Source organism: Marinobacter sp. EN3, from assembly GCF_000475315.1.
GTDB lineage: Bacteria > Pseudomonadota > Gammaproteobacteria > Pseudomonadales > Oleiphilaceae > Marinobacter > Marinobacter nauticus.
Genome location: NZ_AXCC01000024.1, coordinates 1 through 14359 on the forward strand (window position 1 = coordinate 1; position 14359 = coordinate 14359).

Annotated in this window: 15 protein-coding genes; 4 read left to right on the top strand and 11 right to left on the bottom strand. The window is 58.5% G+C overall.

Annotation, left to right across the window (positions count from 1 at the left end):
* Window positions 1-339 precede the first annotated feature (339 nt).
* Both Q675_RS28620 and Q675_RS28625 read left to right on the top strand, forming a co-directional pair.
* Window positions 340-936 carry an exopolysaccharide biosynthesis protein gene (locus Q675_RS28620; RefSeq protein ID WP_023011234.1) on the top strand — a complete coding sequence of 199 codons (597 nt, stop codon included), beginning with the start codon at window positions 340-342 and terminating at the stop codon, window positions 934-936.
* 180 nt (window positions 937-1116) lie between these two features.
* Complete coding sequence (locus Q675_RS28625) at window positions 1117-2004, top strand: chemotaxis protein (protein ID WP_014422626.1); 888 nt, start codon at window positions 1117-1119, stop codon at window positions 2002-2004.
* Here Q675_RS28625 and Q675_RS28630 read toward each other — a convergent pair.
* Entirely contained in the window at window positions 2001-3671 is a 1671-nt protein-coding gene (locus tag Q675_RS28630) for an acetolactate synthase large subunit (RefSeq protein WP_014422627.1), read from the bottom strand. The genes Q675_RS28625 and Q675_RS28630 overlap by 4 nt on opposite strands.
* Window positions 3672-3715: 44 nt before the next feature.
* Complete coding sequence (mqo, locus tag Q675_RS28635) at window positions 3716-5197, bottom strand: malate dehydrogenase (quinone) (RefSeq protein WP_011786810.1); 1482 nt, start codon at window positions 5195-5197, stop codon at window positions 3716-3718.
* 463 nt (window positions 5198-5660) lie between these two features.
* On the opposite strand from mqo, the gene Q675_RS28640 reads away from it, so the two are divergent.
* Window positions 5661-6638 (top strand): calcium/sodium antiporter, encoded by a 978-nt coding sequence (locus Q675_RS28640; protein ID WP_011786811.1) that lies wholly within the window; start codon window positions 5661-5663, stop codon window positions 6636-6638.
* 19 nt (window positions 6639-6657) lie between these two features.
* Here the strand turns inward: Q675_RS28640 and Q675_RS28645 are convergent, their stop codons facing one another.
* From Q675_RS28645 to msrA, 3 genes are all read right to left on the bottom strand, one after another.
* On the bottom strand, window positions 6658-7422 hold the full coding sequence (locus Q675_RS28645) for a lysophospholipid acyltransferase family protein (protein ID WP_011786812.1): 765 nt from the start codon (window positions 7420-7422) through the stop codon (window positions 6658-6660).
* Between the two features lie 92 nt (window positions 7423-7514).
* On the bottom strand, window positions 7515-7940 hold the full coding sequence (gene msrB, locus Q675_RS28650) for a peptide-methionine (R)-S-oxide reductase MsrB (protein WP_011786813.1): 426 nt from the start codon (window positions 7938-7940) through the stop codon (window positions 7515-7517).
* A 10-nt stretch (window positions 7941-7950) separates the two neighbouring features.
* Entirely contained in the window at window positions 7951-8601 is a 651-nt protein-coding gene (gene msrA / locus Q675_RS28655; RefSeq protein ID WP_011786814.1) for a peptide-methionine (S)-S-oxide reductase MsrA, read from the bottom strand.
* A 161-nt stretch (window positions 8602-8762) separates the two neighbouring features.
* Here msrA and Q675_RS28660 point away from each other — a divergent pair, with 161 nt between their 5' ends.
* Window positions 8763-9734 (top strand): metallophosphoesterase, encoded by a 972-nt coding sequence (locus tag Q675_RS28660; RefSeq protein ID WP_023011235.1) that lies wholly within the window; start codon window positions 8763-8765, stop codon window positions 9732-9734.
* Between the two features lie 2 nt (window positions 9735-9736).
* Here Q675_RS28660 and Q675_RS28665 read toward each other — a convergent pair whose 3' ends face one another.
* The 6 genes from Q675_RS28665 to Q675_RS28690 all read right to left on the bottom strand — a co-directional run bounded on the left by Q675_RS28665 (window position 9737) and on the right by Q675_RS28690 (window position 14347).
* Window positions 9737-10219, bottom strand: a complete 483-nt coding sequence (locus Q675_RS28665; RefSeq protein WP_023011236.1) for a CDP-archaeol synthase — start codon at window positions 10217-10219, stop codon at window positions 9737-9739.
* 30 nt (window positions 10220-10249) lie between these two features.
* Window positions 10250-11626 carry a class II fumarate hydratase gene (locus Q675_RS28670; protein WP_023011237.1) on the bottom strand — a complete coding sequence of 459 codons (1377 nt, stop codon included), beginning with the start codon at window positions 11624-11626 and terminating at the stop codon, window positions 10250-10252.
* A gap of 44 nt (window positions 11627-11670) precedes the next feature.
* Window positions 11671-11958, bottom strand: coding sequence for a hypothetical protein (locus Q675_RS28675; RefSeq protein ID WP_011786818.1), 288 nt, complete (start codon window positions 11956-11958; stop codon window positions 11671-11673).
* Between the two features lie 100 nt (window positions 11959-12058).
* Window positions 12059-12637 (bottom strand): peroxidase-related enzyme, encoded by a 579-nt coding sequence (locus Q675_RS28680; RefSeq protein ID WP_011786819.1) that lies wholly within the window; start codon window positions 12635-12637, stop codon window positions 12059-12061.
* Window positions 12638-12682: 45 nt separating this feature from the next.
* On the bottom strand, window positions 12683-13666 hold the full coding sequence (locus tag Q675_RS28685; RefSeq protein WP_023011238.1) for an MDR family oxidoreductase: 984 nt from the start codon (window positions 13664-13666) through the stop codon (window positions 12683-12685).
* 42 nt (window positions 13667-13708) lie between these two features.
* Window positions 13709-14347: a TetR/AcrR family transcriptional regulator gene (locus Q675_RS28690; RefSeq protein ID WP_023011239.1), complete on the bottom strand. Its 639-nt coding sequence runs from the start codon at window positions 14345-14347 to the stop codon at window positions 13709-13711.
* Window positions 14348-14359 lie beyond the last annotated feature (12 nt).

A 14359-nucleotide genomic window follows, 5' to 3' on the forward strand; every position in this document is an offset into this window, starting at 1 on the left:
CACGATGGGCCGGAATATGCATGGTGAACCATTGACACCCTGAGATTGCAATTCTCGCGCAATAGCGCCGCTATGCTATAGCGACTGAAAGTGTCCACAAAGTGTCAATGAAACTGCGGTTTTGAGTGGTTCTGTGTGGAATGCCGCTTTTGTAAGTGGCTGTTTTATGGGCTATTGTGGTTTTCTGTGGGGCAGGGAATAGGTGCGGCATCGGGTTCAATTCCCGCCGTCTCCACCACCTTGCAAGAGAAAAGCCCCTGATTTCAGAGGCTTTTTTCGTTTCTGGAATGACTCAATTCCTGCAGCACCTTCGCAGCACTCTGGAAAAGGAAGCCAACCATGAACCAGCCAAACGACCCGGAAAGCCTGACAGAGCTGGTCGCCAGAATACGGGACCATACGCGGAATCAGGATCGGGTATCAGTCGGGGATCTGATGACCGCAGTGGGTGAGCGCTCTTTTGGCCCGCTGGTCCTGCTGGCCGGCCTGGTAACGGTGGCGCCGCTAATTGGCGACATTCCCGGCGTACCCACCTTACTGGGCTTGCTGGTTCTGCTTACCTTGGGGCAGTTGCTGTTCCAGCGTCGCTCAGTCTGGATTCCCTCCCGTTTATCGAACCGCCATATTTCCAAACAGACACTGTTTAAAGGCCTGCAATGGGCAAACAAACCTGCGGCATTTGTCGATCACTGGACCCGGCGGCGCTTGCCCTGGTTGGTTTCCGGGGCTGGCCAGTATCTGATGGCACTGATTTGCATGGCGGTGGCCGCTGCCATGCCGATGATGGAACTTATCCCCTTCAGTGCCAATGGCGGTGGCCTGGCACTGATGGCGTTCGGGCTGTCCATTGTCGCCCGGGACGGGCTGCTGGCTCTGGTTGCCATCGCCACTAGCGTTGGCACTGGCTGGTTGGTGATTACAAACCTGCCCTGGTAGGCGAACTGTCAAAAGACCTGTCACCATTTGATACAAAGCTGATGACGAATCGCTGAGCATAAAGCTGCTATTATTGCTACATAACCTTTTGATCGCTGGCGCCTTGTTTCATTTCTCAGAGCACCAATCGTGACAGCAAGCTCAGCAAGGAGCTTTCATCTTTTTTGCAAGGATCGGTTTATGTCCAGCAAAGCGAAGCAGTCCCAGAAACTCCTTCTGTTCCGCCTGTTCGGATCGCGGCTGTTTGGCATTGGCACCCTGAAAATCCGGGAAATTCTCCCGTTTCAGCGGCTAACCAAGCTACCCCATAGCCATCACGCCGTGATCGGAACCGCAACCTTCCGAGGCTCGGCCGTGCCGGTCATCGATATGTCCGCAGCCGTGGGCTACCCGGCCCTCACCCGCGAAGAGCAGGCGAAAGCGTCCATCATTGTTACTGACATTCAGCGCCAGGAAATCGGCTTTCTGGTGCGCAGTGTTCAGCAGATCATCGAGACAGACTGGAAGAGCGTGATGCCGCCGCCCAAGGCCCTGGGCGCCAACGCCTTTATTACCGGCCTGCTGGATGTGGATGGCGACATTATCCAGTTGCTGGATGTCGAGCTACTCCTCGCCAAGGTCTACCCGGAATCGCTCGACGCCCAGACCGTGGCTCTTACGGATGTACAGAGCGAGACACTCAAATCCCTGAACATCCTCTTGGTGGATGACTCTCAGGTGGCCCGAAAGCAGCTGTCTGACGTCCTCGACAGCAAAGACATCAGCTATCACGTGACCGCCAATGGCGACGAAGCTCTGCAGGTTCTTCTCCGGGAGCATGAGTTAGGGCACCCGATCGACATCCTGGTGAGTGACATTGAGATGCCGGGCCTGGATGGCTACGAGCTTACTTTCGATATCCGGGATAATGCCAGCCTCCAGCAACCCTACATCATCCTGCACACCTCACTGAACAGTGAGATGAGCCTGAGCTACGCCAATCAGGTCGGGGCCAACGAGGCCCTGACCAAGTTTGACGCAGAGGAACTGTTACAGGCCATGCTGCGCGGAGCTGCCCAGGCCGGCTAAAGCCGGCAGGTGAGCTCCGCCAGCTCTTCATCAAAGACTCGCCGGTTCTCGCTGTAATCCACCGGCACATCCACCAGGTGAACACCCCCGGCCTCCAGTGCGCGCTCAAGAGTCGGGCGCAATTCTTCGGTACGGTTAACCCTGTGGCCAACGGCACCGTAGGAATCCGCGTATTTCACGAAATCCGGGTTGCGGTAATCCAGCCCGAAATCTTCATAGCCATCCTGCCCCTGCTTCCATTTGATCATGCCGTACGCGCTGTCGTTGATGATGAGCACGACCAGGTTCAGCCCAAGGCGAACAGCAGTCTCCAGCTCCTGGCTGTTCATCATGAAGCCGCCATCGCCGCAGATCGACATAACCTTCAGCTCCGGATAAAGCATGGCCGCCATCATGCCGCTGGGCAGGCCCGCGCCCATGGAGGCCAGAGAATTGTCCAGTAGCACGGTGTTGTTGTCGTAAGCCGGGTAGTTGCGGGCAAACCAGAGTTTGTACATGCCGTTATCCAGCGCAATGATGCCATCATCCGGCATCACCGATCGGACATCGTGGACAATGCGCTGGGGAATCACCGGAAAACGGTCATCAGTGGCCCGCTCCTGAAGATGTTTGTCGACCGCCTGCTTCACTTCCATCAGGCCGGTGAAATCGTGGTTGGCACATTGTCCGCAGTGCTCGGCCATGTACTCCACACTGTTGGCAATGTCACCCACCACCTCATGCTGCGGAAAATACACCGGGTCGACATCGGCCCCGCTGAAATTCACATGGATGACTTTTTTACCGCCCGGAGTCATAAAGAAGGGCGGCTTCTCCACTACATCGTGGCCGACGTTGATCACCAGATCCGCCCGGTCGATGGCGCAGTGAACGAAATCGCCGGCGGACAGGGCTGCATTGCCCATGTAACGGGGATGACGCTCATCAATCACACCCTTACCCATCTGAGTGGTGAAAAACGGAATGCCCGTCACATCCACCAGGTGCAGCAAGGCTTTGGACACCCGTTTACGGTTGGCGCCGGCGCCAATCATGATCAGTGGATGATGGGCCCTGCGCAGCATGTCGCAGGCCATCTCCAGGCTCTTCTCACTGGCCGTTGGCCGACGGGCATCACTGGGATTAAAGATATGAATGCCCGCTTCGGCGGACTCCTCGGCAATGTCCTCGGGCAACTCCAGGTGCACAGCGCCGGGGCGCTCTTCCGAGGCAAGGCGAACCGCTTCACGAACCTTGGCGGGAATGGTGTTGGCGTTGCTGATCTGGCGAGTGTATTTGGTAAGCGGCCGCATCAGATCTACCACATCCAGAATCTGGAACAGCCCCTGCTTGGAGGACTTGATGGGCTTCTGGCCGGAAATCATCATCATGGGCATGCCGCCCAGCTGGGCGTAGGCGGCAGCCGTCACCAGGTTGGTGGCGCCCGGCCCAAGCGTGGACAGGCAAACTCCCACCTGGCCAGTCAGTCGCCCATAGGTCGCCGCCATAAAGCCGGCAGCCTGTTCATGCCGGTTCAGCACCAGGCGGATACTGGAATTGCGTAACGCTTCCAGGAAGGCGAGATTCTCTTCGCCGGGCACGGCGAAAATGTATTTTACGCCTTCATTCTCAAGTGCCCGGATAAACACTTCGGCGCCGTTAAGCGCCTGACGATGATCATTGGCCATAACTGTCCTCTTGATCTGAGAATTCTCAAATCAAGAGGATAGCATTACCTGAGCTTGAGCGTTGACAGGGTCCGTTCACGAACGCTGTTGAGCAGCTCCTCATTATCCACCAGAGACTGGCCATAGGATGGCACCAGCTCCTTCATGCGGGACTGCCACTGCTCGCTCTTGATCTTCTCCGGGAAGCAGCGCTCAAGCACATTGATCATGGCGTTAGCCGCAGTAGAAGCCCCGGGAGAGGCACCCAGCAAGGCGGCGAGGGTGCCGTCTTTAGCTGCGACAATCTCGGTGCCGAACTCAAGCTTGCCACCACCCTCTTCGGTCTGCTTGATAATCTGCACCCGCTGGCCAGCCATCTGCAACTTCCAGTCATCTTCACGGGCATCCGGGAAGAAGTTGCGCAGGGAATTCACACGGTCGGCATGGGATTGGAACACTTCGCCGATCAGATAACGGGTGAGGTCCATATTGCTCTTGCTGACTGACAGCATCGGGCGCAGGTTGGTAGCCCGCACCGAACCAATCAGATCGAAGATGGAGCCCTGCTTCAGGAAGCGGGTGGTGAAGCCTGCAAACGGTCCGAACAGCAGGGCAGGTTCGCCATTGATGATGCGGGTATCCAGGTGAGGGACAGACATCGGCGGCGCGCCAATCGGTGCCTTACCGTACACTTTGGAATGGTGCTCCTTGACGATGTCCGGCTTCTGGCACACCAGCCACTGACCACTGACCGGGAAGCCACCGTAACCGCGGGCCTCATCAATGCCAGACTTCTGCAGCAACGGCAGCGCGCCACCACCAGCACCGAGGAACACGAAGCCGGCTTCCAGCTTGGTCAGTTCACCGGTTTTCTGGTTTTTCACCCGCAGTTTCCAGCGGCCATTGTCGCGCTGGTCAATGTAGTGCACCGGGCTGCTGAGCATCAGTTCAAAGTTGGGCTGGGTTTCCAGCCATTTCACCATGCTTCGGGTCAGTGAACCAAAATCCACGTCGGAACCATGTTTGATTCGGGTCGCGGCCACACGCTGCATAGGATCACGGTGGCGAACTACGAGCGGCATCCACTCTTCGAGATCCTCCGGGCTTTCCGTGTATTCCATTTCCTGGAACAGGTGGTGCCCGCTCAGACGCTCGTAACGGCGCTTTAGAAACGCCACGTCTTTCTCGCCCCAGACGAAACTCTGGTGTGGCGTACGATTAATGAAAGAAGTCGGCTCCGGCAGGATGCCCTGCTCCACCAGGTAAGACCAGAACTGCAACGACACCTCGAACTGGGCATTGATTTTCAACGCCCGCTCAATCTCGACATCGCCATCATCGGTTTCGGGGGTGTAGTTCAGCTCGCAGTAACCGGCATGCCCGGTACCTGCATTGTTCCATCCGTCGGTGCTCTCATGGGCAACGTGGTCAAGACGTTCCACCATGACGATGTCCAGGGACGGATCCAGCTGCCTGAGCATCATGCCGAGGGTCGCGCTCATGACGCCCCCACCGACCAGCACTACATCTGCCTGTCTAACGGCCATTGGTTTTCACCCTAGCTTAGTGTTGAAGCCTGCTGCCACTCCACGATCAGCAAAGTGGCCTGTCGGAAGCCGGCCTGGCGCGAGGTAGACGGCGCTGCCGTGAGCTTCCGGTCTGAAATTGCGCGCAATTATCCCGATTTTCGCCGAAAGAATAAATTGCGATTATCAATTGATGCGTGTCGGTTGCGGGCACGGCTGGCACCAGTGGTGCGATTACCGGTGTGTTGGCACATTGCCCGTCATCTTATCGTTTTGCCGGGATTGTCTCGTGTTTTGTTAACAATATCAGCGCCACTTTAGTCTGATACCCCGTCGCCCAACCATTGGATCATCCGTAGTTACCTGCAACGGCGCGCATCTCAGTGCTGACCAATCGCCCCCTAATACGGTATCTTGTGCGCCAAACACTTTCCTCCGGGCCATGGGCCGGAGTTTCCGACGTTAATCTTTTTGAGGTTTCTCTATGTTGATGGCCATCGGTGCCGTTATTGCCGGCCTGATCCTGCTGGTCTGGAGCGCGGACAAATTTGTGGAAGGAGCCGCCGCCACCGCGAAACACCTGGGCATGCCTACGCTACTGATCGGCATGGTCATTATCGGCTTCGGCACCTCTGCTCCGGAACTTGCGGTCTCTGCCATGGCTGCGTCTGACGGCAACCCCGGCCTGGCTCTCGGAAACGGGTACGGCTCCAATATCACCAACATCGCCCTGATTGTTGGCCTGACCGCCATCATCGCGCCGATCGCCGTGCACTCACAGGTCATCCGCAAAGAACTGCCACTACTGGTCGTACTCACTCTGATTGCCGGTGCGCAACTGATCGACGGAGAGCTGAGCCGACTGGATGGCTGGGTGCTTCTGGGCGTCTTTGCCGCGGTAATGGGTTGGTCCATCTATCAGGGGATACGTGGCAAAGCTGACCCGCTTGGAGGGGATGCTGAGTCCGAAATCGTTGCCCACCCCATGCCCCTGAAAACCGCAATTATCTGGCTGGTAATCGGGCTGATTCTGCTGATTGTCAGTTCAAGGCTTCTGGTTTGGGGTGCGGTCGCTATTGCCCAGAGCCTGGGTGTGAGTGATCTGATCATAGGCCTGACCATTGTCGCTATCGGCACATCACTGCCGGAGCTGGCCTCAGCTATTGCCGCCGTGAAGAAGAACGAGCACGACCTGATTCTGGGCAACATCCTGGGCTCAGGCATCTTCAACACCCTGGCCGTGGTGGGGCTCGCCGCGGCGATTCAACCGTTGTCGGTAGACCCTGAGGTGCTGTACCGGGACTGGACATTAATGCTGGGCCTGACCCTGGCGCTTCTGGTCATGGGCTTCGGCCTGACCGGTTGGCGCAAACTCGTATCGAGGGTTGACGGTGCCCTGCTGCTGGCCGTTTATATCGGTTACACCGGCTATCTGTTCTCTACCGTGGTCTCCGCCGCCTGAGCATCGCCGGCGGGGCAGCTTATTCTGCCTCGCCGTTGCCCAGTAATTCCTCCAGATTCTCCCGCACGCCCGCCATAATCTCCGCAATGTCGTCCTTGCTTTTTCCTACCGTGTCGATGGGGGTGCCCACGCGCACATCCACCGGCTGCCCAAGGTTAATCTGCCAGGTGCGCGCGGGCAGCACCCGATGAATCCCCCGAATCGCCACCGGTACAATCACAGCCTGGGTGTCCAGCGCCAGGTGAAAGCAGCCTTTCTTGAAGGGTAACAGCTGACCGTCCGGAGAGCGGGTGCCTTCCGGGGCTGCCCACAACACAATGCCACTTTCCATCATCTGACGGGCTTTCTCCAGATCCTTTACCGCCCGGTTTCGACGGGAACGGTCAATAGATGGAAACTCGGCCGCCCTCATGGCCTGCCCCAGCAGAGGAATGCTGAACAGCTCCTTTTTGGCGAGCATGCGGATTGAACCTGGCAGCGACACGAAACTGACCGGGATGTCGTAGTGGCTGGCATGGGTGCTCATGATGATGTAGCGCCGACCATCGTTGAAGTCCGGCACTTCTCCGCGAACAACCAGGCTCGCCCGAACCAGCCGCAACAACGCCGCCGACCATTCCCGGCAATATTTGTCGACAATCGGCCGGTTCAGGCGTCCGAAAAGCGCCCGCAACAGGATCAAGAGCGAATACAGCGCCGTCAGCCCCACGGAGCCAATCACGACGCCGGCACGACGCAGCAGGGTAGCCGATTCAGTGAGCGGGTTTAATTTCAGTCTGACCATCGATCACCTTTCACCAGAGCCGATTTCAGATGGTCGGCCCTAAAAAGAAAGGCGCATTATAGCCGCAACAAAGAGCTCGCGATATTCAGACTCTAGTTCGATTCAGAGAACACCATGGCAATGGAGTTCAGACAATAACGCTGCCCGGTAGGTGGCGGCCCATCAGGGAACACGTGGCCCAGGTGACTGTCGCAACGGGGGCAACGAATTTCGATACGGGTCATTCCAAGACTGGAGTCCTCCAGGTATCGGATATGCTCCGGGTCGAAGGGCTGGAAAAAACTTGGCCAACCAGTGCCGGAATCAAACTTGGAATCGGAGCTGAACAGCGGCAGATCACACAACCGGCAATGATAGGTGCCGGGCTTTTTGTTATCCAGCAACGTGCCACAGAAGGGACGCTCGGTGCCGTGATCGAGCAGCACCCGGCGTTCTTCCTCAGAAAGATGCTCAGCCCGGGCTTCCACTTCTGCCCGGGTTAACGGTGTCAGGTCATAGCCTGCTGCAGATACAGACATCGGTGCCTCCTCAAGCCTGGTCCGGGTCGTCTTTGCTGAATTCAGGCTTCAGCTGTTCGGGCCAGGTGTTGACCAGCTTTTCCATCTTCGGTGCCGCTACCGCCATGATGTATGGTTGCCAGGGATTACGGGCGGCAAAGTTCTGGTGGTGCTCCTCAGCCGGATAAAAGGCTTCCAAGGGCTCCAGGGTGGTCACGATGCGATCCTGATACACGCCGGCGGCATCCAGCTGGCGGATATACGCCTCGGCTACATCGTGCTGCTCTGGGGTCTCATAGAATATCGCGGAGCGATACTGGCTGCCGACATCGTTACCCTGTCGGTTGAGCTGGGTGGGATCATGGGCCACCGAGAAGAACAGCTTCAACAGTTGGCCGAAGCTGACCCGTGCCGGATCATAATGCACCTCGATGACTTCGGCGTGCCCGGTTTTCCCGGTACAGACCGCCTCGTAATTCGCGGTACTGGCTTCACCGCCGGCATAACCAGAGGTCACACGTTGAACACCGTCAACCGCCAGAAAGACCGCTTCCACACACCAGAAACAGCCCCCCGCCAACACCAGCCGGGACTCACCGGCCGCTTCAGGCAGATCCTGTTCAGGGTCCGGGAAACGACTCCTGGGAACACTTAGGCCGGGCAGATTACATGCATCGGTCATGGGCCACTCCGTACACTATACATCGTCGAATGTATCACTGATTGTGGCGTCTCAATACTGAAAAGCCAAATCAGCACCTGTAATTTGCACTACCCAGGGCAACAACCATAATTAAGACAGGAACCACTGATAAGGTTCCGCTCGGCATCAGGGATAACAGCATGACCGCAAGGGTTCGCGTATCGGAAAATCAGGATGAGCTGCTCCACTACCGCCTGAGCCTGAGGCTCGGGCCCGTCCATGCCCGTCAACGCCTCGGCATTGAGCGGGAAACCGAAGCCCGGGTGTTCGGGCGGGACAAGCGCTCGTTCCATCTGGAAAACCTGACCAACGCTCCGGGACTGATTCGTTTCTGCCTGAAGGCCGTGGGCCTGCTACGCCGGGCTCAGGCCAACAGTTTGAAACTGACCACCGAGCACAACACCTTCGTGTTGCCCGATCTCCCATCGGCCTTCGAAGGCTTCCGCATCCTTCACCTGACCGACCTGCATGTCGATATGGACGAAGCGAACCTGCAGGCAGTTATACGGCAAATCGCCCCGCTGGATTACGATCTGTGCGTTCTGACCGGCGATTACCGCCAACGCACCTGGGGCCCTGTAGACGATGCTTTGGACGGTATGGCCAGACTGCGCCTGGCCATTCACGGCGACGCCTATGCCGTGCTGGGCAACCACGACAGTGTACGAATGGTGCCGGCTCTTGAAGACATGGGCTATCGCCTGCTGATGAATGAAATGGTGCCGCTGGAGCGCGGCGACAGCCGCCTGTACCTGGCCGGTGTGGACGATGCCCACTACTACAAGGTTCACAACCTGCACCGGGCCGGCGACGATATACCCGCAGGGGGAATCAGCCTGTTGCTCAGTCATACGCCGGAAATCTGGCGGGAAGCCGCCCATGCCGGTTACGACCTGTTTCTCTGCGGCCACACCCACGGTGGGCAACTCTGTTTGCCTGGCGGCATCCCGCTGACGCTCGACTCCGATTGCCCGAGGCGCCTTGGCCGCGGGCTCTGGCAGGTAAACGGCATGCAAGGCTACACCTCACCGGGAGCCGGCACTTCGGTCCTGAATGTGCGTCTGAACTGCCCTCCGGAAGTGACCATTCACACCCTCACTCGCGGGCCCTGAGTTCAGTGTGGCTGTTTACGTATACCGAGGCGGTAAAACAGCGGAGAGAACAACATATTGGACAATGCGAACAGAAGGGCAACGGCGACCGCCTCCCACAGTGGCAGCGGCAGCCAGTACCAGGCCATCACCATAGGTAACAGCGCCTCGGGCAGCTGATCCAACCAGACCGCCCTGGCGCTGGAAGCCAATCCCATACGGCGCTTGGTGAAACTGCTGAGCATATCGCCCCACAGCGACAGGAAAGCAAACAGCGCTCCGAACAACCAGCCCAGACCCACCCACAGGGCGAACAGCGCGCAGGTCAGAACGCCGGATACCAGCCCACGCCAGGTTTTGCTGGGCCCCAGCAGCGGTCGGCCATCGCGCCACAGCCGGCCACCATCGAGGGGCCAGCTGCCATGCCGATGAAACAACCGCGCCACAACCACCGGAGACCCGTTGGCCAGCACCAGCATGACAAACAACTCAAGCGACAACAGCACTCTGCTTTCCCCTGTTAACAGCCGGCCAGATCAGGTCAGTCCGCCTCGGGTCAGCTTGAGCGGGTCCATCAGTTCCTCAAGCCGTTTGCGGCTCAATCCGCTCCGCTCCTCGGCAACGTCGATAACCGGGCGCCCGCTACGGTATGCCTCTTTGGCAATATCCGCGGCCAGGGCGTAGCCGATTTCAGGGTTCAATGCCGTCACCAGAACCGGGTTTCGACCCACCCCCGCATTCAGGTTTTCGGTATTAACGGTGAACCCTTGCAGGGCCTTGTCTGCCAGCAGGTTCGAGGCATTGGTCAGCAATCCGCACATATCCAGCAGATTTGCGCCCACCAGTGGCAGCATCACATTCAACTGGAAGTTGCCGGACTGGCCCGCCATGGCGACAGCCGCATCCAGCCCGGTCACCTGGGCACTCACCATCGCCACCGATTCCGGTATCACCGGGTTCACCTTGCCAGGCATGATGCTGCTGCCCGGCTGCAAGGCCGGCAGGCTGATTTCAGCCAGACCATGGATCGGACCACTGTTCATCCAGCGCAGATCATTGGCGATCTTGGTGAAGACCACGGCCACACCGCGGAACTGGGCAGACAGTGCCACAGGCGCATCAACCGCACTCTGCCCCAGAAACTTGTGCTCCAGCGACCGGAACGGATAGCCCGTATTCTGCTTCAGAAACTTCACAAACTGGCCAGCAAACTCAGAGGCCGCATTCACCCCGGTACCTACCGCGGTACCGCCCTGGGGTAGTGCCGCCAGGTCCTCCATGGCCCGCTCAAGGCGAAGCTCGGTCGCCGCGACCTGCTCCCGCCAGGTTCTGAGCTCCTGGCCAAGTGTCACCGGCATGGCATCCATCAGATGGGTGCGCCCGGTCTTCACCTGCCCGGACAGTTCAGCCTCCCGGCCGTAGATCACTCCCCGGAGATGCGACAGCGCCGGCAGCAGCCGGCTTTTCACTGCCAGCACTGCGCTGACATGGATCGCAGTCGGGATCACGTCGTTGGAACTCTGGCTCATGTTGACGTGATCATTGGGATTTACCTCCACGCCCTGCTCGCGCGCCAGAGCCGAGATCACCTCGTTCACGTTCATGTTGGTGCTGGTACCGGAGCCGGTCTGGTAACGGTCCACCGGAAACTGATCCGCATGTTCCCCTTTCAGCAACCGGTCGCAGGCGTCACAAATGGCATCACGCAGCTCCGGCTCCAGCAAGCCCAGTGACGCGTTGGCCTGGGCCGCCGCACGTTTAACCTGAACCACAGAGGCAATGAATTCGGGCGGCATCGGCTGCCCGCTGACCGGAAAATTGTCCACCGCACGCTGGGTCTGCGCGCCCCAGAGCGCACTGTCCGGTACCCGGACCTCACCCAGGCTGTCTTTTTCAGTTCTGAACTCGGTCATCACATCCTCCTTACGTCACGCTCGATAGCTTCCCACAGCGGCCCTCAGGTGCCGTTACCATGGGATTTCAGGCGGACATGGTCGCAGATACCGGTCACCTGCTCAAAATTCAGAATCAGTGTGTGCACGGTATTGGTGTAGGTGTCGTGCAGGTGAAACTTGAAGCGGCTCTGCTTCTCGCCCTGCAGAAAGGCATCGTACTCGCGCACCAGCTCTCGTACATCACCGCCGGAGTCCTGGCTCCAAGTGGCATTGAACGGACCCAGCACGGCGCCACCGGCAAGGCAGATGGTGACTTCGTGGTTAGTGAGACTGTTATCTGATGAAGACATGGACGCTCTCCCTACTGGTTGGCCTGCCAGTAAGTGTAGACACTCCGAAGGCCCGAGCGTCTACAAATTACAGAGCATCGGGGGAGAGCGCCATTAACACCTATCGTCCCAGAGAGTAGAACTCGGGGTTTGCGCGCATACTGGTGACATTGGCCATGCGGTTGGACAGGCCGAAGAAGGCCGCGATGCCGGCAATATCCCAGGCATCCTCATCGGTGAAGCCATGCTCGTGCAGCGTTTGAAAATCGCTGTCGTTGACTTCGTACGCTGATTGGGAAACCTTCACGGCGAAATCCAGCATGGCCTTCTGACGCTCGGTGATATCGGCTTTGCGATAATTCACGGCCACCTGATCGGCCACCAGCGGGTTCTTTTCCCGGATCCGCAAAATCGCCCCGTGGGCCACCACACAATACTGGCACTGGTTCAGGTTGCTGGTAGCCACCACAATCATTTCACGCTCCCCCTTGGTGAGGTTGCTGTCTTTTTCCATCAAGGCATCGTGGTAATCGAAGAACGCCCGAAACTCCGCTGGCCGGTGCGCCAACGCCAGGAACACATTGGGGATGAAACCGGACTTCTCCTGAACCTTGAGAATGCGGCTGCGGATATCCTCCGGCAAAGCATCCAGCTCGGGCACCGGGAAGCGGCTGATGGGCAATTCGTTCTGTGCTGGCATGGTACGTCCTCTGTTTCTTTGTATCGTTAGGGAGACGGGCCGGAATTACCCGGCCACGGGAATCACAATCCGACCCCGGATCTTGCCGTCCATCAGCCGGCTGGCGGCGTCGATGACGTCGTCAAAGGCCACTTCGGTGATCATGCTGTCCAGCAACTCAGGGGACAGATCCTCAGACAGACGCTTCCAGGCGTGCAAACGGTCTGCTTTCGGCGCCATCACACTGTCGATGCCACACAAGGTCACGCCACGCAGAATGAAAGGCGCCACTGTCGCCGGGAAATCCATGCCCGCTGCCAGCCCGCAAGCCGCCACCACACCGTGGTATTTCATGCCGGCACAGACGTTTGCCAGCACCTGGCCACCGGCCACATCCACCGCCCCGGCCCAGGTTTCACGAGCCAGCGGCTTACCGGGCTCGCTCAGCTCGGCCCGATCCAGAATCTGTTTGGCACCCAGAGATTTCAGGTAGGCTTCTTCTTCGGGCCGGCCGGTCACTGCCGTTACCGAATAACCCAGCTTGGCCAGGATGGCGACGGCTACGCTGCCGACTCCGCCAGTGGCCCCGGTCACCAGAATGTCGCCGGAATCCGGTGTGACGCCGTGCTTCTCCAGCGCAATCACGCACAACATTGCGGTATACCCCGCGGTACCTATGGCCATGGCCTGACGGGCCGTGAATGGCGCCTGCAGCGGGATCAGCCAGTCCCCGGACAGTCGTGCTTTCTGGGCCAGACCACCCCAGTGCTTCTCGCCCACGCCCCAGCCATTAAGAACCACTTCGTCTCCGGCCTTGAACTCAGGGTTGGACGATTCCGTCACCACGCCAGCCAGGTCAATGCCCGGCACCATCGGATAGGTTTTCGCGATGGGCGCGCGGCCGGTAATGGCCAGTCCATCTTTGTAGTTCAGGGTGGTGTAGGCCACCTCAACGGTCACATCGCCTTCGGGCAACTGGGACTCATCAACGGATTTCAGCGCCACCTGCTGGTCGCCACGGCTGCCTTCTATCAGGATTGCTTTGAACATGTTGCCTCCACTGTTTCGTGAACGTGAGTAGATCGGTTGTCATCAGGAACCGCGCACCAGCGCCATAAAGCCCTGGGCAAATCGGTCAAGCGGTTCCGGGGATTGTTCCAGCTTGGCCCTTAGCACCGCACCTTCCCACCCTGTCCAGAAGAATTGTGCCATCTGGTCGCAGGACAGACTCTGGGACACTTCACCAAGCTTGCGAGCTTCTTCGAGAACCCGCTCAACCCGCGACTCCCAGTCCCGGAAAACGGCGCACAACAAACTCCGAAAGCTCTCTGGCAAAGCCGCCATTTCCTGACCGAGATTGCCAATCAGGCATCCCCGGCGATAATCGAACTTCTGCATGCCCGCTTTGGCGCCATCCACAAAGGCCTGAATCCGCGCCAGGGGGCTGAGGGACGCATCGGACAACGAGCGCTCCAGCTTCTTCGCAAAGAACTGGCCGTAAGCCTCAATCAGGGCCCTGCCGAAGGCTTCCTTGTTGTCGAAGTAATGATAGAAGGAGCCCTTGGGCACGCCCGCCTGGCGCAGGATTTCGTCTATGCCGGTGTAGGAGTAGCCCTTCTCTGTCAGCACCCCCAGGCCCACCTGAATCAAGGCATCCCGGGTGTTCTGATAACTCGCTGCCGAGAATTTGGGCGGTCTGCCCCGTCGGCGCTTTACTGGTAGCTGATTCATCCATCACCCTTA